The sequence below is a fragment of the Breznakibacter xylanolyticus genome, assembly GCF_003254275.1.
Lineage (GTDB): Bacteria > Bacteroidota > Bacteroidia > Bacteroidales > Marinilabiliaceae > Breznakibacter > Breznakibacter xylanolyticus.
On record NZ_QKZK01000011.1, the window covers coordinates 36675 to 56950 of the forward strand.

Sequence of the window (20276 nt, forward strand, 5' to 3'; positions counted from 1 at the left end):
CAATGCCAGACCTTTGATCGTTCATACGTTGGCCGTTCTTTAAAATGCGGCATCAGCCTTTTTGCTCACAGTTACAAAATTCATCCTATTCATGAATCGTTTTTTGAAATCACCTCTTTTGCTCAGCCTGTTGTTTGGCATTGGCGTTTTTCTTTTTTGGACTTTCGGTTATTCCTATCACCTCAATTATCAGGAGCAGTATCAATTGTTTCTTTTTACCGGCGATTATTTGTTTGATTATTTATCGCGTCCGGGCGGCTTATCTGATTATCTGGGTAACTTTATTACGCAGTTTTACTTTTATTCGTGGATTGGGGCATTGATGATTGTCCTGTTATTGGTGCTGATTCAACAAGGTGTGTGGGCATTGAGTCGCCAATGGGGTGCCGCGTTGTGGACGGTACCACTGAGTTTTGTGCCGTCGTTGCTCTATTGGGGCGTATTGTGTGATGAGAATTATCTGATTGGGGGCGTGATTGCATTGTTGTTGGTGTTGGCAGCCATGTGGGGGTGGTCGTTTGTATTTAAAAGGCGTTGGCGCATGGCACTACTATTGGTTTCGCTGCCTTTGTTGTACTGGGCTTGCGGGGGGCTTTTTTTGTTGTTTCCATTGTATGTGATGACGTATGAGAGGAAGCATGCCTCAGTGCCTCGCTCAAGTCTTCTTGGATGGATTGTGGCCGTGATGTTGACAGTTGTTTTGGTGTTGCTTTCGGGGCGCATGTTTGCCTTGCAATATCCGTTGGATCGTATGATGGTGGGAGTGAGTTATTATCGTTATCCGCATTTTTGGCCGTTGCCGGTCATTGCCATTGGGGTTATGGTGTTGCTGATATCGCTCTTTGGAGGTCGTCTGTCCATGCTTGTTTCACCCCGGCGGCAGTTGTTTGCCTATGTGGTTACCATTGTGGTGATTGTTGCCGGCGGTTTTGGGTATGTGAGTGCATCAGCCGATTTTTCGAAAGAGGAGGTGATGGCATACGATTTTCAGGTGCGCATGCGCCGTTGGGATCGGGTGATTGCCATGGCCGATCACAAGCAGCCCATGAGTCCGCTGTCAGTCACCTGTCTGAATCTGGCACTGGCCAAGCAGGATTTGTTGGGGGATCGTATGTTTCACTATTATCAAAACGGGGTAGGGGGGCTGCTTCCTGATTTTGTGCGTGATTACACCATTCCGATGATCACAGGTGAGGTTTATTATCATTTGGGGATGATCAATACTTCTCAACGTTATACGTTTGAAGCCATGGAAGCGCTCCCCGACTATCAAAAAAGCGTTCGAGCGGTCAAGCGCCTGGCCGAAACCAATATCATCAATGGAGAATATCGTTTGGCTCGTAAATATCTGACCCTTTTGTCGCAGACCCTCTATTACCGGGACTGGGCACAGAAGGCGCTGTTGACCATTGCTGATGAAGGTGCTGTGAATGAGCATTCCGAATGGGGCGTATTGCGGAAAATGAAACCTGTGGCTGACTTCTTTTATAGTGAGCAAGAGAAGGATATGATGCTGGGACTTTTGTTTCAGCAGCAGCCCGATAATAAAATGGCATTCGACTATTTGCTGGTGCATTGCTTGTTACGAAAGGATTTGCAGCATTTTTGGAAATATTTTTCATTGGGCGAGTCATTTTATGGTCGTCGCATCCCCAAGGCTTTCGAGGAAGCATTGGTTGCCGGCTGGAGCATGCAACAACGTTCACCCTCCGAGGCGATGCCCTTTCCGGTGTCGACCACTACCCGGCAGCGTTTTGATCAGTTTGCCCGCAATGTCCGTTCCGGGGGGGAAGGCACTTATTGGGATTATTTGCAAAGGAGGTAAACATGGCGATGTTGAGTAAAGGTTGAGTTCACTCTTGAAAGTTTTTTTCACGAATTCTTTGCTTTGCAAAGCGACTGAGTCGATTACTTTCCTTCGGCCATTAAAGGATCAGAAATAGGTGTTTTTAGTAATTATTTTTTTTAGGTAAGTATGTTACATTTTAAAATATTCGTCCGATTGTTATCGGGGTTGATCATGGGAGGCGCGTTGTTGTTGGTTACTTCTTGTGCCGGACGTGTGTCGCCTGACGAAGTCCGTCCTGATCATCCTTCAATATTTCCCGATTATGTTGGGGTAACCATTCCAGTGGGCATTGCGCCGCTGAATTTTCGAATGGATTCTCTCACCTCAGGTGTTGAGGTTGAGGTTGTGTCATCCGGTGGTGAAACGTTGTTGGTGAAAGGGACGGATCATATTGTTTTTCCTGAAACGGATTGGCGTGATATGGTTGAGCAGTCGACGGGCGACAGCCTGATGTTGACAGTGACAGCTTTGAAGGATGGTCGTTGGGTGCAGTATGCGCCCTTTGCGGTGCATGTGAGTGCGCATCCCATTGATGCCACATTGGTGTATCGATTAATCGCTCCCGGGTATGAGGTGTATAGTCAAATGGGGATTTACCAGCGCCAACTGGCTTCGTTTAAGCAGACGGCATTGGTTGAGAATACGTTGGTGCCTGGCAGTTGTGTCAATTGCCATTCGTTTCGGCAAACGGCACCCGGTCAGATGAGTCTGCACATGCGAGGCGAAATCGGTGGCACCATCGTGAAGAACGGCGTAGAGATGCAGTTTCTCAATACCAAGACGGAGCAGACGTTAGGGAATTGTGTTTATCCTTATTGGCATCCTGGAGGTGATTATATCGCCTATTCGGTGAATAAGACGCAGCAAGCGTTTCATATTCAGCAAACCAAGCGGGTTGAGGTTTTTGACCACGCATCGGATGTGGTGGTGTACCATTTGCCGTCAAAGCAGTTGGTGAGTTGTGATGCTTTGCGTAACGATTCTGTTTTTGAAACCTTTCCTGCATTTTCGCCTGACGGAAAGTGGCTTTATTATTGTACTGCCGCTGTTCAGCCCATTCCCGAAGGGTTGAAAGAGATTCGATACAACCTGTGCCGCATTGCTTTTGATGTCCAAAGTGGGACATTTGGTCAGGCAGCGGATACTCTTGTGGATGCTGTTGCAAAGGGAAAGAGTGTGTCGTTTCCGCGTCCATCGTATGATGGACGTTACCTGATGTACACCCTTTCCGATTATGGTAATTTTTCCATTTGGCATCGAGAAGCCGATTTGTGGATGCTGGATTTGCAAACGGGTCAATCACGAGCTTTGACAGAACTGAACAGCGATGAGGTCGAGAGTTATCATTCATGGTCGTCGAATTCCCGGTGGGTGGTTTTTTCCAGTCGTCGCATTGATGGACTTTATACCCGTTTGTATTTGTCGTGCATGGATGAGTCTGGTCAGTTTTCGAAGCCTTTTTTGTTGCCGCAACGCCATCCCGGTCAGAACGATGCGTTATTGTTTTCGTATAATGTGCCAGAGTTTGTGAACGGAGCGGTTCAAATGAGTCCTTCTGAGGTTGAGCATCTGGTAAAGGGTGCCAAAACCAATGTGGGATACCGAAATGAGACTTCTGGTGTAGATTTAAACATAGAGTCAGAATAAAAGCAAAGGCGCGAAGGCGCTGAGTTATTTTGTTACGCCATGCGTTTAAATAACAAAGCAGATAACTCAAAATTGTTATATAGTAGGCGTTTAAGTGTTAAGGGCATCAGAGATGATGGGGGGAAAGTGCAATCGTGCAGGAGTGCAGGAGTGCAAAAGTACAATTATAGGTCTTGAGTCTAGGTGCTTGCATCTTAATAGTTTTTTAAACTCATGAAACAGTATCGTTTGATAGCGCCTGTGGGGGGCATTGGTTTTCGGGAATTGTTTGCTGATTGTTTGGGGCAGATACAGGAACAAATCGATGGTAGCTTTCGTGTTATTCGTATCGTGGTATTTGTGGATGTCACCGAAGATTCGTTGTTGGCACAATACCGCCAAGTGGCCGGGATGATGCTGGAAGATGCCTTTAGAGAGGCTTGTCCTGCCTGGTCGCTGTTGGCTCAGCCACCCCGGTCGCGCCATGGTTTAATGTGCGAAGTGATGGGCGTGGCCGATGAGGCGGTGGGTTTGTTGTATCAGCGATTCAATCTGACCCCCTACGTCATCGTGCAGACCGGTCACACTCGCGAGTTGTGGGTGTCGGGGCTTGGAGGTCATGCATCGGCAATGGATATTGAAGCTTCTTGTGTCGCGGCTTTTGATGAGATGGTGTCGATCCTGTCACAGTGTCAAATGACGCTAAACAATGTGGTGCGGCAATGGAATTATGTGCCGCACATTCTGGTTTGTGAAGGCGATGCCGTGTTGTGTGAGCGTCAGAACTATCAGGTTTTGAATGAGGTTCGCCGTCATTATTATGGCCTTTATCGCACCATTGACCGATTCCCTGCTGCGACGGGGATTGGAACTTCTGCCGGTGGTGTTACCATGGATGTGTGCGCTGTTGAGTCCGATGAAGTGCGTGTGGTTCCTGTAGATAACCCCGTGCAGTTGCCGCCTTATCGTTATAGTCAACAATTGTTGGTTGGGAAACCGCCTGTTGGAGCCTCTGTTAAGCAACCGCCGCAGTTCGAGCGGGCAGTGATGGTGCATGATGGTCGGGGTGGGGTTGTGTATGTTTCGGGCACTGCATCCATTGTGGGCGAGCAAACAGTGGGGGTGGGCGATGTGGTTGTGCAGACGCAACAGACATTGCAGAATATTGGGCAGTTGGCTTCAGTGAGAAATATTGGTGACCACGATTCAAGTCTGTCGGGTTTTCAAATCGCTCCGCATTATTTGAGGGGTTATGTTAAGCACGTGTCTGATTTTGAAGTGGTGATGCGCTTGTGTCGCCAATCTTATCCTGGTGTGCCTGTGTCGCTGGTTCAGGCCGATGTGTGCCGCGATGACTTATTGGTAGAGATTGAGGGGGAGTTTATGTTTGTTCGTTAGAAGAGAGAAAGTTGTTTTGATCAGAGTTAGATGACGAGGTGATGATGTAAGTGATTTGTTGATCGATGGGGTTGTGCTAAAAAGCGTCACATTCCAAGGGTTTTAATATCCTTGGGATGTGACGCTTTTTTGTTGTTTGAATGATATATGTGTTAATAAATGTTTTGAACTCATGTGTTGTTATGGTTTGCTCATTTTTTGGGTGATTAAATTGTATTGTTGTTGTTGTTGTTTGTTGGTTGGATGTGTGAGGAATATGTGGGTGTGGTTGTTGGTTTTATGTGAGTTTAATTTTAGATTGAGTATTTTGTAACAATCACGATGTTAATCTTTAGCATTGACAAAGTGTCTAAATTACAAATTTCAAATTGAGGGTTGTGTTGAATGGTCTTTGATTCGTAAGAGGTGAAGGTGAAGTGGTGAAAAGTTATATGAAAATGATCAAAAAGTATCTGAATAAAACCTAAAAGCCGTTTATCTTGCATATTCATAAAGAGTGTCACAAACTCAGTAATCGGTTTTTTTATAAACTCTAAAAAGTATTGATAATGAAGGAAAATCTGCGGTTTTTTTCAGTCGTGTTTTTCCTGTCCATCAACTTCATGTTATTTGGACAAGGGAAAACCATCACCGGAAAGGTGACCGATGACACCAAAGCGCCTCTTCCGGGGGTGTCGGTGGTCATTGAGGGAACAACCCAAGGGACAATCACTGATGTTAACGGTGGTTATTCGGTGGCTGTGCCCGATGATTCTAAAGTGCTGGTCTATTCATTTATCGGGTTTGAATCCCAAAAAGTGGAAGTGGCCGGCAAGACTGTTATTAATGTTTTGCTGAAGCCCGAAAACATCGGGATTGATGAAGTGGTGGTCGTGGGTTATGGAACCATGAAAAAAAGTGACCTCTCAGGCGCTTCGGTTTCCGTAGGCGAGGACAAAATCAAAGGCTCGGTGATTACGAACCTTGACCAGTCATTGCAAGGCCGTGCTGCCGGGGTGACTTCGGTGTCAACTTCGGGTGCTCCGGGTTCGTCATCGTCAATCCGCGTGCGTGGTCAGGCGACCATCAATTCAAACGCCGAACCGCTTTATGTGATCGATGGTGTGATCATTCAGGGTGGCGGTAATAGTGGTGCTGACTTTGGCTTGGGCGATGCTCTTGGCAACGGTTCTACCTCTACTATTTCGCCTCTTTCAACCATCAACCCATCCGATATCGTTTCGATGGAAATTCTCAAAGATGCTTCAGCAACCGCCATCTATGGTGCACAAGGTGCCAACGGGGTTGTGCTCATCACCACCAAACGAGGTAAGGAGGGGGATGCCAAATTTTCATACGAAGGTATGATGGCTTGGCAGCGTCAAACGAAACGATTGGATATGATGAACCTGCGTGAATTTGCAGAATACTATAACGATTTGGCTGCGACAGGCGAACTGACTGCAACCGAAGACTATGCCGACCCATCTTTGCTGGGCGTAGGCACAAACTGGCAGGACGCTATTTTCCGTACTGCATTCCAACAACAGCATCAGCTTTCAGCTCAGGGTGGTTCGGACAAGGTTAAATACTACGTTTCGGGTTCGTACATGAATCAGGATGGTACCATCATCGGTTCTAATTTCAAACGTTACTCTATGCGTTCTAACCTCGATGCCCAACTTAAATCCTGGTTGAAACTCGGACTGAATGCCATGTATTCGGGCACAGACGAACGTCTGACTCTGGCTGACAGTGACGAAGGTATTGTTAACTATTCATTGACAACCCCTCCTGATATTCCGATCTACAACATCGACGGCACCTATGCTACGGTAGTTAAGGAAGGCTACACTGCCGTCAACCCTATTGCAATGGCACTGATGGACGACATTCTACTCGGCAGAAACAAACTCAACGGTAGCGTTTTTGCCGAAGTGACACCTCTCAAAAATCTTGTTTGGCACACCGAACTCGGTTTCGATATCAGCAATTCGAAGGGCGAAACCTATTCGCCGATGGTCAACCTCGGTACATGGACACGCGCAAGCAACGAAAGCTCTGTTCAGAAAAACAACAGTACCTTTTTGCAGGCTAAGAACTACCTGACCTACAACGGACAATTTCTCGAAAAACACAGCTATACATTGATGCTTGGACAAGAAGCCTGGGAAAGCGAATACGACTTCGAGCGGGTTCAAAACACAGGTCTTCCCTCGGACGCGGTTCACAACCCTGCTCTTGGGACAGGCACGCCAACCATCGGTTATGGTTTTGGCAGTTCATCAATGGTGTCGTTTTTTGGCCGTGCCAATTATAACTTCAGCGACCGCTATCTTTTGACCTACACTTATCGTCGCGATGCTTCGTCAAATTTTGGTGCTGACAACCGCTGGGCCGGTTTCCATGCCGTGGCCGGGTCGTGGCGTTTCTCGAACGAAACATTTTTTGCACCTCTGCTCTCGATAATCAATAATGGTAAGTTGCGTTTGGGTTGGGGACAGACAGGGAACTCTAACATTGGCGGTTACAAATGGGGGTCGTCAATTTCAAAAATGCCTACAGGACTCGGAACAGGTTATCGTCCGGCTAACATCCCCAACACAGGCATCAAATGGGAAACTCAGGAGCAGTTGAATGCTGGTATCGACCTTTCATTCCTAAAATCTCGCATCAATCTGACCGTCGATTACTACGAAAAGACTTCGAAAGACATGCTGATGCAGCTGCAGTTACCTTCTTACATGGGTACACGTGGCAATGCTTCGTCTGCTATTGCAGCTCCTTATGGCAACTACGGATCAATTGAGAATAAAGGTCTTGAAATCACTCTGGGGGGTCGTCCTGTAACTGGTCAATTTGAGTGGGATTCGGAATTTCAGATTTCGTTTAACCGCAACAAATTGGTTGCGCTCGACGGTGCCGCTTCCAGTCATATCGAAGGTTATGGACAGTGGAGTGATGTGGTGACTCTGACCGAAGTTGGTCAGTCGCTCTACAGCTTCTATGGTTATCAGGTAGAAGGCGTTTACAAAGACCTGGCCGACATTCAGAGTTCTGCAAAACCGGTTAAGTATCCTGCTAACGGTGTCTACAACAGAGCAAGTACTGTATGGGTGGGTGACATCAAGTACAAAGACTTAAATAACGATGGTGTCATTGACGAAAAAGATCGTACAGACATTGGTTCACCTCTGCCTAAGTTCACCTTTGGTTTTAACAACACTTTCCGCTACAAAAATTTCGACCTGAATATCTTCGTAAACGGTTCGTATGGCAACAAAGTTTACAATTACTTGGGTATGAAACTGACACACATGAACAGCGGTTGGACGAATCAGTTGTCTGATGTCAGCGACCGTGCACAACTCGTAGCCATTGACGCAAGCAAGGATTACTCGACCGGTGTAGATGTGTATGGAAACGGTCAGTTGGTGTACAACTGGTACGACGACATCACCAACGTGCAGGTAAAGAATTCAGGCACAAGCACACCGCGTGCAACCACTGCCGACCCCAACGACAATGACCGCATCAGCGACCGCTACATCGAAGATGGTTCTTATATCCGCATCAAGAACATCACTTTAGGTTACACATTACCCAAAGCTGTGATTCAGAAAATCAAATTGGAGAATGTCAGAATCTACACCAATATTCAGAATGTTTACACATTCACCAAATATTCGGGCTTTGATCCGGAAATTGGCGCCAGTACCGCCAGTGCCAACGTTTACGGCCTCGATAACGGTCGATATCCGTCGCCTACGGTGATGTCTTTTGGTTTGAATGTTACATTTTAAATAAACGGACTCAATATGAAACAAACAAGTAAGCCTGTCTCTTTCAGATGGATGAATTTGGCGAGTTCCATATGGCCAATGAAAAGTAAAAGTAAGCATATGAAATACAGAAATATATTAAATGCGATAGCTGTAGCAGCTGTGAGTTTCTCACTGACTGCATGCGACGACTTTCTGGATCGTCCGAATGAAGACAGCTACAACGTAGATAACTTCTATCAGAACGATGAACAGCTGTATCAAACAGCTAATCAACTCTACAGCTCACCTTGGTACGACTTTCAACGAGGCTTCATCAAGGTGGGTGAAGTGATGTCCGGCAACTATTACATGGGCAGCTCGCCATACCTGACATTGACTGTTAACTCAAGCGATGCAGATTTGGCAACTATGTCGGCTTCGCTATGGTCGGTGAATGCGTATTGCAATACATTGATAAAGAACGTGAATGAGAAAGCAGGTTCGGCAACGACCGAGACCGTGCGCAACGCTGTGAAAGGCGAAGCATTGACCTGGAAAGCCATGACATATTTCTTCCTTGTTCGTTCGTTTGGTGCTGTGCCCATTATTCACGAGAACTCGGAAATGATGGCAAGCAACACCTACAACGATGTCTATAAAGCTAAAGTAGAAGACGTCTATGCTTACATTGTTCAAACTTTGGAACAGGCCATCGCATGGCTGCCCGAAAGCGCTGCAGCCGGTCGCATCGACAAATATTGCGCCGAAGGTTTGCTGGCCAAAGTGTATTTGGCAAAAAGCGGTTTGGGAATGAGTGGCACTCGCAACGAAGCCGACTTGAAAAAAGCTGCTGAATATGCCAAAGACGTCATCGACAACAGCGGTCGCGAACTGATGCCAAACTATGCGGACATCTTTCGCCTTGCCAATAACACCTGCCCCGAAAGTCTGATTGCATGGCGATGGACAGCTGAAGGTGGTATCTGGACTGCCCAAAACTCTTTTCAGTCCGACTTGGCAATGACGGGTTTTGATGAATATATAAGCTGGGGTGGGTACGGCGGTCCGTCCGTTGACCTGATTGAGGCCTTCGACGAAGACCCCACATCGCCTACACGTCAGAATATTGACAGTCGCCGCAAGGCAACCCTGATGATGGCGGGTGATGTGTACGAATATTTTTGGACTGACTTAGGCGGATTTGATGTTCTCGACTTTTGTTTCAGCAAAGAAACAAAGGGTGGCAAAATTGGCCCGCAGACATATCAGTCTCCAACGGGTGCCAACTGTGTGAAGCATCTGGTGGGTGACAATGCCGACCATGTGGCTGGTATCGGACATAGCATGGCTCGTATGGCTACCAGTCTTGCCACTCATATTCTTCGTCTTTCAGATGTGTACCTTATCTATGTCGAAGCAATGATTGGCAACAACGGTTCTACCACCAATCAGAGCGCCATTGATGCTTTTTATGCCGTACGCCACCGCGCTCGCTCTGGTTATACCAAACCCACATCTGTAACATGGGAAGATGTTTGGAAAGAACGTCGACTGGAATTGGCCTGCGAAGGCGATCGTTGGTATGATTTTGTGCGCCTGAGCTACTACGATCAGGCGACAGCCATCAGCGAGCTGACTAGCCAAAAGAGAAATGCGTTTTTCGGCCTTAACGATGCCTACAAAGTGTATTGGGAAAGCGGAAATCTTGATGCATCAAACGCAAGTTACGACACTGGCATTGCAGCTCCCAACGTGACTTCAAGCTCGTTCACACTGCCTTTCCCCGATACTGATCTTGCGCTCAATAAGCACTTGTTAGAGGATCCTATAGATGTGGATGTGACACAGTACAAATATTAATGTAGCACACAATAGTAAATCAATATAGCAATGAAAGTTATATCAAAATATATCAGTCGTTGGTTCATGCTTGGTGCAGTGGCAATATCAGCATTGGTGTTGTCGTCGTGCGAGGACGAACCGGACAAATATGAGACAGCAGGTGGTACCCCTGAGGTCATCTATATTCGCACCCCTGAGCGTCCTGACTCACTGCTGACTTCTGCATTTCTTGGGACACGCATTGTGCTTGTCGGTAACAATTTGCGCAGCGTCACCGAAATCTACTTCAACGATGTGAAGGCCGTGCTCTCGACCAGCTATATCACCGACAACACGTTGTTTGTTTCGGTTCCTAACGCTTTGCCTACCGATTTGACCAATACCATGTATCTGATCAACTCGGATAAAGACACCACCAAGGTTCCGTTCTATGCTCAAATTCCGGCTCCGGTGCTGTCGTCTATGGCTTGCGAATACGTTAAGCCTGGCCAGGTTGCTACCATTGTTGGTGACTATCTGCTTTCGTACGAAACTTCTCCTCTGGTGATCACCATGCCCGATGGCAAAACGGTGACCGAATTTGAAAGTCTGTCGAAGACAAGTGTCTCTTTCATCGTTCCTGAAGGTTGCACCCAAAGTGGTTCAATTTCTGTGACATCGGCCTACGGTACCACAGCTTCTACTAAGTTCCAATTCAATGACGAACGTGGCATTATGTTTGACTTTGATGGCAAAACAGGTCTTACCAACCACGGTTGGCACAATCGTGATATCCTGAGTGACGCCACGAGCATTACCGGCAACTTTGTACAGTTGGGTAACGGCTCCACTACCATGAGTGCAACTGGTGGATGGAACGACAGCCAGTTCGCGTTCGAATATTGGTGTGGCGATTGGGGGCAAGATGATCCCTATATACCAGTAAAATTTAATGGTACTGACAAGAAACTGACCGACCTTGTAGACTTCTCTAAATGGGAAGACATGGCTCTTAAGTTTGAACTCTACATTCCTTCAACCTCTTCGTGGTCGGCAGGCAGTATGCAGCTGATCTTTGCCGGTACCGACTTGGTGACCCTCGGTAAAGATGTTGTACAAAAATTCCCAGGTGCCAACAACACCTTCTTTAATAGCAATGTGCTGCCACGCGGAATCTATCGTCCATGGGAATCTACAGGTTCGTTTAATACCAATAATCAGTGGGTGACTGTTACCGTGCCGTTGGCCGACTTTAAATACGGAATGGATGGCGGAGCAGCCACAGGTTCTCTGAATGCCGAAAGTTTTGCAAGTTTCACACTTTTTGTAGTTGGCGGTGGCATCAATGGTGTTGAATGCACCCCGATATTCAAAGTGGATAACATACGTGCAGTACCATTTAAGTAATGATTTTTAAAAAACTTAAAATGAAAAGAATAAATAAAACCTTGGCACTGATGATGACGTGCCTGCTGGTGGCGTTCAGCAGCGTTTTTGTCGCTTGCGATGACAGCGATGCCCCCGACACAAACCAAATAAAAGGTGGCGTTTCGTTGAATGCTGCTCAGTTGCAGGTGACACGTGGCGGATACATGCAGTTTAAGGGGAGTGGCCTTGATCAGATCGAGACCATCGTTTTTCCCGGAAATGTAACCGTTGCTGATATTGAGGTGGTTGATAATTACACTATTCGATGCCTCGTTCCCGAAGCTGCTGTACCCGGTAAAGTGAAAATGATTTACGGTGACAAAACCATCGAGACTGGCGCCATCGCTTTTACCGAGCCTATCAAGTTTGAAGGCTTTTCGCCCGCCAATGTGAAGGCGGGCGATACGCTGACCATAAAGGGAACGTACCTCAATTACATTGATCATGTGATGTTTGCCACCGGTGAAGCTGTGGCAGTGACTCCGACACGCTACGAGATTAAGGTGGTGGTACCGGTTGACGCATCGACGGGCAGAGTGTTTTTGGCAATGACCGTTGTTGAAGGTACCGAGACGCTGATCAATCAGATTGCAGCCAAAGAAGAACTTGTTGTGGCAAAACCGACTGAAATTAAGTTGCCCGATACGAAAGTTAAAGCAGGCAGCACCATCAGCATTACCGGTTCATTACTACGCCTTGTTAAGACAGTTCATTTCCTAAATGCGGATGGTGTTAATGTAGCTCAGGCTGATCCTACCAAGGATATCACTTCGATTAGTGTTGCTGTCCCTGCCAACGCTTTAAGTGGCGAAGTCGTATTGGGTTTACATTCAGGTATTGTAATTCCAGCAGGTGAAATTAAACTTGTTGAGCCTACAGCAGCCATTGCAGACTTGAAACCTTCATATGGCATTGACGAAACAGTTGTCATCAGTGGTACCGATCTTGATCTGGTGACCAAGGCTGCGTTCACCGGGGGCGAAGCGGCTGCTGTGACTCTCACCGAAGGTAAGATCAATCTCAAAGTAACGGCTGCAGTGAAGAGCGGTGTGATTACACTGACATTGGCCAATGGTAACACGTTGAGTGTTGCCGGTTTTGAGACTACCAAGCCTGTTGCAACATTCCCATCTAATGCCACTCCGCTTGATGAACTCAGTATTGTTTCAACTCTGGGCAGCCGCGTGAAAACTGTTAAGTTTGGAGACCTAGAAGCCCCCGCGATTGCAACTGACAAAGGTTTCAAAGTGAAAGTTCCACTTGATGCCCAAACAGCACCGATTACGATGATTATGGACAACGGGGAGATAGTTGCAGTTGACATCTTCTTTACCATTAGTGCCTACACCTTTTGCGCTGTAGCCGAATTTGCTGAAGAAACAACCACAGTTGGAAGCTTGCTCAAATGTACCGTAGTCAACGGCGCGAACCTGAAGGATGTAAAGCTCAATGGCAATAGCACTGGTTATATCCTTAATGGCAATGTTCTTTTTGTTAATGTGGGACGTAATACAGGTACTCAAACGATGACGCTTGTTTCTGTGAGTGGTACTGAAGTGCCTTACGAAGTGAAGGTTGTCGGTGCCGGCCTTGTCGAAACCGTACTATATGACACTCCTCTCGAAATCAATGGATGGGGTGGGGTCGATCTTCCTGTTGCAATCGATGTGCCGCTGCCTGCGAATTCTAAAATCCGCATCCGAGTGGCAAAAGCAAACTCCGACCTGCAGGTAATTGATGGCTATTGGGGCATGGGGCCTAATTGGGCGATTACCGATGATGCCAAGAAGAATACAATTGTGTTCAGCTCCGATGCACTGAAGGCTGGTTATGTCGATGTAGACTTCTCTGGCTTCCACGATGAAAATGGCAATGCATGGTGGGATGGTAAAATCAAGTTTAATGCTGACGGAGTGATTGTGTCATCTGTTTCTGTGATTACTGATTATTCTCCTGCAAAAACTATTTACGATACGCCAGTAACAATTGGTGGCTGGGACAAGTCTGCTCAGATCGAAGCTTCCGTTTTTGCTTCTGCCACAGTCGGACAAGTGATAACTGTTGTAACATCTGGTGTTGCAAGCGATGCACAGGGGTCTTTAAAGACTGCTTCTGATGGTTGGCCTGCCATCGCATCAGGAACAGAATACTTTGATATAAAAGGTGATTTTACGTTGCCAATTACTGCTGATGTTTTGACCAAACTGAAAAGTACTGGTCTTATTGTTTCTGGTAAAAATTATACAATCGAAAAAGTTACTCTGAAATAATCAGGGGTCAGTACAGCGATATTTCTGAAATCAATAAGGGGGAGGATTCAACCTCCCCCTCTATTTAAAAGATAATCATGAGAAGATTCGTTAATTTGTTGTTCAGTATACTGATACTGACCCTCGGTTTCTGCGAGATAACAGCATGTTCCTCTTCCGATGAGGATGAACCGGGGATAAAACCACAACTGGTCTCGTCCACTCCTGCCAATGGAGCCACCAATGTGGCTGTGTCAACAACAACGATTGAACTGACTTATAACTGCAAAGTCAAGTGGAGTAGTGCTGCATCATTTCGTTTGAATGATAAACCAGTGAATCCGCTCAATCTTAGTTTGGATGGAGAAAAAATTACCATCAAAAATATCTCTTTAGAACAAGGAATGATCTATGAGCTCATTGTATCACAGGAGGCGGTGATGAGCTATGACGGTAATGTGCCCGCTGATGAACACCGAATTTCATTTTCAACGGTTCCTAAGCCTGATCAAGTAATTTCAACCTCCCTCGTCACCCCCTCCCCCTCTCCCGAGGCCGTGAACGTATATAACTTCCTGTTGGAGAACTATCGCAAAAACATCATCTCGGCTACAATGGCCAATGTGAGTTGGAATATTAACGAGGCCGAGTGGGTGAAACAACACACCGGGAAATTTCCTGCGATGGTAACATTTGATTACGGTCATTTGCCTGCGTCACCTGCTAATTGGATTGATTATTCTCAAACTGCCGTAGTTGAAAATTGGTGGGGACAAAAAGGTTTGATTAGTGCTGGATGGCACTGGATTGTTCCTCGTTATGAGGGGCATGCTGATATTAATAAATTTACCTATAAACCCGAAGAAACCACCTTCCGTGCCGTCAATGCTTTGAAAGACGGCACCTGGGAGAACAAAATATTGAAGGCCGATCTCGAAAAAATGGCCGGATACCTGTTTTTGCTCAAAAATAAGAACATTCCGGTGATTTGGCGTCCCTTGCACGAGGCCGCCGGGAATATTTACGAGTACAACAATGGGACTGCCTGGTTTTGGTGGGGTTATGATGGTGCCGAAACGTATGTGCAGTTGTGGCGTTATATGTTTGATTACTTCAAGGCACAGGGACTCAATAATCTCATTTGGGTGTGGACCACGCAAACCAAGGACAATGCTTTTTATCCCGGTGATGCCTATGTGGATATTGTGGGTCGTGACATTTACAACAATAGCACGTTGACCAATCTGGCTGCGCAGTTTACGTCGATTCAGGATGCCTATCCCACCAAAATGGTGACGCTGAGCGAGTGCGGCAATGTGGCCAAGATGTCCGCCCAGTGGGCTGCCGGTGCCGAGTGGTCGTTCTTTATGCCGTGGTACGATTATAAACGAACCCTCAATCCCGGTACTGCCGATTTCGAGCTCACCACACATGAGCATGCCGATAAGGCTTGGTGGGTCGATGCTTTTGCCATGGACAATGTGATCACCCTTGATGAGATGCCCAGTTTGAAATGATGTATCAAATATGGCCGGTAGGTCTTTGGTTCGCTGCTCATCTGCCCGGCTGTTATAAAATGATAGAAAGATGATTAAAAAGTACGTTTGTTTCTCGTTTATTTCGCTGATGTTTGCAGCGTGTAGTGCACCTGTGCAAGAGGATGCTCCGTCTCAGAAACTGATTGACCAGCTCAATGATTTAAAGGGCAAAGGCGTTCTGTTTGGACACCAGGACGACCTGGCTTACGGTGTGGATTGGTGGATGCGCACCGACTCGTCGGATGTGAAAGCGGTGGCCGGAGATTATCCTGCCCTTTGCGGATGGGAGCTGGGAGGAATTGAGCGTGGCGAAGCCCGCAACCTCGACTCGGTGTCGTTTGATGACATGCGGATGCTTTCGATTAAGTTCCACAACATGGGCGGTATAAACTCGTACAGTTGGCACAGTTACTCGGTGATTAACAACGTGAACTCGTGGAATACCGACACACGTGTGGTGGAGCACATCATTCCCGGAGGGAGTCACCATGAGCAATTTAAGGCACAGCTCGACAAGGTGGCCGACTTCTTTGGGTCGCTTAAGGACGATAGTGGAAAACTCATTCCCGTGATTTTCCGTCCCTGGCACGAGATGGGAGGCAGCTGGTTTTGGTGGGGGCGCAATCATTGCTCAACCGATGACTACAAGGTGTTGTTCCGTTTCACGGTCGATTACTTGCGCCAGACCAAAGGGTTGAACAATCTGGTGATTCACTATTCGCCCGACGGTGGTTTTACCACAGCCGATGAGTTTCTTACCTTTTATCCCGGCGATGACGTCGTGGATATGTTGGGGATGGATGAGTACGACTTTAACGGCGCTGACGGTTGGGTGGAGAGCCTGAGCGACAAGTTGCGCGTGGTGATAAAGCTGGCCAACGAAAAGAAAAAAATATCAGCCTTTGCTGAAACCGGTAATGAGAACCTGAAGGACACCGTGTGGTACACACAACGGTTGATGAAGGCCATTGAGCCTGAAGATATCCGTAGTCAAATCAGCCACGTGCTGTTATGGCGCAACGATCCGCGGGTGCATTTCTTCTTTTCCTATCCCGGACATGCCTCGGAACCCGATGCCCAAGCGTTTTTGGCGCAGCCATGGATGTTGCTGTTGAATGACTGGAATATGGTGAAGAAGTAAGTGTATGAGTGGAAAAGTGTAAAAGTGCAAGAGTGTAAAAGTGTAAGAGTGGAAAAGTGCAAGAGTGAAGAAGTGAAAGAGGACAGAAGTGCAAAAGAGAGAGAGCTATAGTCTTGATGCTTTTGACAATGGCGTTTAGTGATTGACAATTGAATAAAAGACAAGAAGAATTTCAGACAGATAGATTAGACTGTGAAGACGACAGATCTAAATATCTTTCCTCATCTCAATCATCTGTCTCATTGTCTTACGTCTTCTTCTCTTCTCATCTTTTAACGACGTTGATACTTGAGTCTTGATTCTTGCGACTTATATCTCATGTCTTTCATCTTGCGATTCAATCATTCACACATATATCTCGTTGACCAAATCGATCTGCGGGGACAGGTTTCGTGTCCTCATCTACGCCAAATAAGAAGAAAAAAAGAATAACAAGAAAAACAGTTAAGAAGATGTCAAGCGATTTGTTTTCAGAGCGTAAGCTGCTCATCGAAAAAGAGCATGAAGCATTGATCACCCGCAAGAACGAGAAATTGTTCAGCACTAATGGTGTGTACAACCGTTACAAAAATCCAATTGTGACGCGTAACCATGTGCCCCTGGAGTGGCGATTTGATTTCAACCCTACTACCAACCCATATTTCATGGAGCGCATCGGCTTTAATGCCGCCTTTAATGCCGGTGCCATGAAGTGGAACGGCAAGTACTTGTTGGCCGTGCGTGTAGAAGGTAACGACCGTAAGTCGTTCTTTGCCATCGCTGAAAGCCCTAATGGGATTGATAACTTCCGTTTTTGGGAGCGTCCCATCACCTTGCCTCAAACATCGGAGCCCGATACCAACGTGTACGACATGCGTCTGACCAAACATGATGATGGTTACATTTATGGCGTGTTCTGCACCGAGCGTAAGGATCCCAACGCACCTGCCGGTGATACCAGCAGTGCCGTGGCCGCCGCCGGTATTGCCCGCACCAAGGATCTCATCAACTGGGAGCGCCTGCCCGACCTGGTTTCGACCGCCGGACAACAACGCAACGTGGTGTTGTTTCCCCATCTGATCAATGGAAAATATGCTTTCTATACTCGTCCGCAAGATGGCTTTATCGACACCGGTAAGGGTGGCGGTATCGGTTTTGGTTTTGCCGATGACATCACCAAGGCTGTGGTGAAGGAAGAGGTGATTGTCGATCCTAAGACTTATCACACCATTTATGAGGTGAAAAATGGCATGGGGCCTGCCCCCATTCGCACCGACAAAGGATGGTTGCAGTTGGCACACGGCGTGCGCAATACAGCTGCCGGTTTGCGTTATACCTTGTATATGTTTATGACCGACCTCGAGAAGCCTTGGGTGGTGACACACAAGCCACATGGTCACTTTATCGCTCCCCTGGGCGATGAGCGCGTGGGTGACGTGTCGAACGTGGCTTTTGCCAACGGCTGGATTTGTGACGAAGATGGCAAAGTGTTTATTTACTACGCATCGTCGGACACCCGCATGCACGTGGCCACATCGACCATTGATCAACTGGTGGATTACTGCATCAACTCACCGCAGGACAAATTGCGTTCGGCCGCTTCGGTGCAAACCATTAATGAGCTGGTGGATAAAAACAAGGCTTACCTGGCTAAATAATACAACGTGTTTTAATGAATGTGGAATTGTCAGAAAATTGCAGAGACACTCATCGACATCGTCGCATGGGTGCCTCTGTGTTTTTTACAGATGCCATTCGTTTGAAATATTTATGTCATATTTGAATCATATCTCTGAAGAGAGGGATTTGGCGCAAGTATAAAGTGTTCAGACGCAAGTATCAAGATGCAAGTATCAATGTCGTTTAGTTAAGCCCCAACGGGGCGCCGGCAATAGAGCAGGGCAAAGCCCTGTTAAATGTAGACAATGAACTCAAGCCCTGAAAGGGCGTAAGCTTACGCCCTTTCAGGGCTCTAAGATTGAGTTTGCATTCATCGTAGGGCGATGCCCCACGCTACTGCTTATCGCCCTTTCAGGGCTTAACTTAACGACATTGCTACAAGTATCAAGATCTTAAGCACTCTTGTACTTTTTCACTTGTGTACTCTTGCACTTTTTTGTGTTCAGTGCCTTTCTTGCCAGCCAAGCGACTGTGTCGATGTATCATTCAAGTTGCCCAATAAACGTTTTACCCCATAAATACTCCCGTCATGATTGATATTCAGCAGCTTTATCAGCAACAAAACAACGAACTGCACAACATTCTAAAGTATTGGATCGACAATACGCTGGATGTGGCACATGGCGGTTTCGTGGGTCAAATCGACCATTTTAACCATGTGGTGCCGGGAGCCTCAAAAGGAGCAGTGCTCAATGCCCGGATATTGTGGACCTTTTCGGCCGCTTACCGATTTACTCGTCAGGCCGAGTATCTGCAGGTGGCCGAAAACGCCTTCAATTATCTGTTGCTTCATTTTTGGGACAAACAGCATGGTGGTTTGGTGTGGGAGGTTGATGCTAACGGGAAAGTGCTCAATGGGCGCAAACAGATTTATGCCCAGGGATTTGGGGTGTATGGTTTTTCGGAATACTATCGTGCATCGGGCAATACGTTGGCGCTCGACAAGGCCATTGAGTTGTACCGCCTTATCGAAAAGCACAGTTACGATGCCAAAGATGGCGGGTATATTGAGGCGTTGGCACAGGACTGGTCGCCTCTCGAGGACATGCGCCTGAGCCCCAAGGATGCCAATGAGCCAAAGTCGATGAACACGCATCTTCACATTTTAGAGCCCTACACCAACTTGTTGCGCGTGTGGGACGATGCCGGTCTTAAAAAGCAGGTGAGGTCGCTGATCCGCATCTTCCTCGACAAAATTATCGATAGCCAGACGGCTCATTTCCAACTTTTCTTTGGGATGGATTGGGAGGTACGCTCACAAATTGTTTCGTATGGTCATGACATTGAAGGCGCCTGGTTGCTCACCGAAGCGGCGCATGTGCTTGGCGATGACGCGTTGACTGCCGAAGTGGAGAAGATGGCCATCCGCATGGTGGATGTCACCATGAATGAAGGAGGCGATACCGACGGCTCCATTTTTTATGAGCTGGAGACCGATCACAATCACCTGGACACCGACAAGCACTGGTGGCCACAAGCCGAAGCCATGGTGGGACTGGCCTGGGCCTGGAAAATTACCGGCAATGCTGATTACCTGGGCATGCTCGACAAGAGCTGGCGTTTCATTGATAAATACATCATCGACCGCAAAAACGGTGAGTGGTTCTGGCGCGTCAACAAAGACGGGGCGCCTTATACCACCGAAGATAAAGCCGGTTTCTGGAAATGTCCCTATCACAACAGTCGCGCCCTGATGGAGGTGATGGAAGTATTGCATGCCAAGCGATGATTGGTTAAGGGTGATGGGTTTCTCGTTTCGAGTTTCATGTTGAACTACACCCAGAAACCCATAACTCTAAACTAGTAACCCGAAACCTTCTTAAG

Annotated in this window: 11 protein-coding genes; all 11 read left to right on the forward strand. The window is 47.1% G+C overall.

The window, feature by feature from the left end:
* Positions 1–91: 91 nt before the first annotated feature.
* The 11 genes from LX69_RS08065 to LX69_RS08120 all read left to right on the forward strand — a co-directional run bounded on the left by LX69_RS08065 (position 92) and on the right by LX69_RS08120 (position 20181).
* The gene (locus tag LX69_RS08065; RefSeq protein ID WP_111445323.1) at positions 92–1825 is read left to right on the forward strand and encodes a DUF6057 family protein; all 1734 of its coding nucleotides are present in this window, start codon (positions 92–94) and stop codon (positions 1823–1825) included.
* A 150-nt stretch (positions 1826–1975) separates the two neighbouring features.
* On the forward strand, positions 1976–3496 hold the full coding sequence (locus LX69_RS08070) for a TolB family protein (RefSeq protein ID WP_221621314.1): 1521 nt from the start codon (positions 1976–1978) through the stop codon (positions 3494–3496).
* Between the two features lie 213 nt (positions 3497–3709).
* Positions 3710–4873 (forward strand): chorismate transformation enzyme, FkbO/Hyg5 family, encoded by a 1164-nt coding sequence (locus tag LX69_RS08075; RefSeq protein ID WP_111445324.1) that lies wholly within the window; start codon positions 3710–3712, stop codon positions 4871–4873.
* A gap of 548 nt (positions 4874–5421) precedes the next feature.
* Complete coding sequence (locus tag LX69_RS08085; RefSeq protein ID WP_111445326.1) at positions 5422–8655, forward strand: SusC/RagA family TonB-linked outer membrane protein; 3234 nt, start codon at positions 5422–5424, stop codon at positions 8653–8655.
* A gap of 99 nt (positions 8656–8754) precedes the next feature.
* On the forward strand, positions 8755–10476 hold the full coding sequence (locus LX69_RS08090) for a RagB/SusD family nutrient uptake outer membrane protein (protein WP_111445327.1): 1722 nt from the start codon (positions 8755–8757) through the stop codon (positions 10474–10476).
* 30 nt (positions 10477–10506) lie between these two features.
* On the forward strand, positions 10507–11844 hold the full coding sequence (locus LX69_RS08095; RefSeq protein ID WP_146260683.1) for a glycan-binding surface protein: 1338 nt from the start codon (positions 10507–10509) through the stop codon (positions 11842–11844).
* A 20-nt stretch (positions 11845–11864) separates the two neighbouring features.
* Positions 11865–14135 carry a hypothetical protein gene (locus LX69_RS08100; protein WP_146260684.1) on the forward strand — a complete coding sequence of 757 codons (2271 nt, stop codon included), beginning with the start codon at positions 11865–11867 and terminating at the stop codon, positions 14133–14135.
* Positions 14136–14212: 77 nt separating this feature from the next.
* Positions 14213–15631, forward strand: a complete 1419-nt coding sequence (locus tag LX69_RS08105; RefSeq protein ID WP_111445330.1) for a glycosyl hydrolase — start codon at positions 14213–14215, stop codon at positions 15629–15631.
* 70 nt (positions 15632–15701) lie between these two features.
* Positions 15702–16793 (forward strand): glycoside hydrolase family 26 protein, encoded by a 1092-nt coding sequence (locus LX69_RS08110; RefSeq protein ID WP_245934972.1) that lies wholly within the window; start codon positions 15702–15704, stop codon positions 16791–16793.
* A gap of 452 nt (positions 16794–17245) precedes the next feature.
* Positions 17246–18430: a glycoside hydrolase family 130 protein gene (locus LX69_RS08115; protein WP_111445331.1), complete on the forward strand. Its 1185-nt coding sequence runs from the start codon at positions 17246–17248 to the stop codon at positions 18428–18430.
* A 551-nt stretch (positions 18431–18981) separates the two neighbouring features.
* Positions 18982–20181 (forward strand): AGE family epimerase/isomerase, encoded by a 1200-nt coding sequence (locus tag LX69_RS08120; protein ID WP_111445332.1) that lies wholly within the window; start codon positions 18982–18984, stop codon positions 20179–20181.
* The last annotated feature ends 95 nt before the right edge of the window (positions 20182–20276 follow it).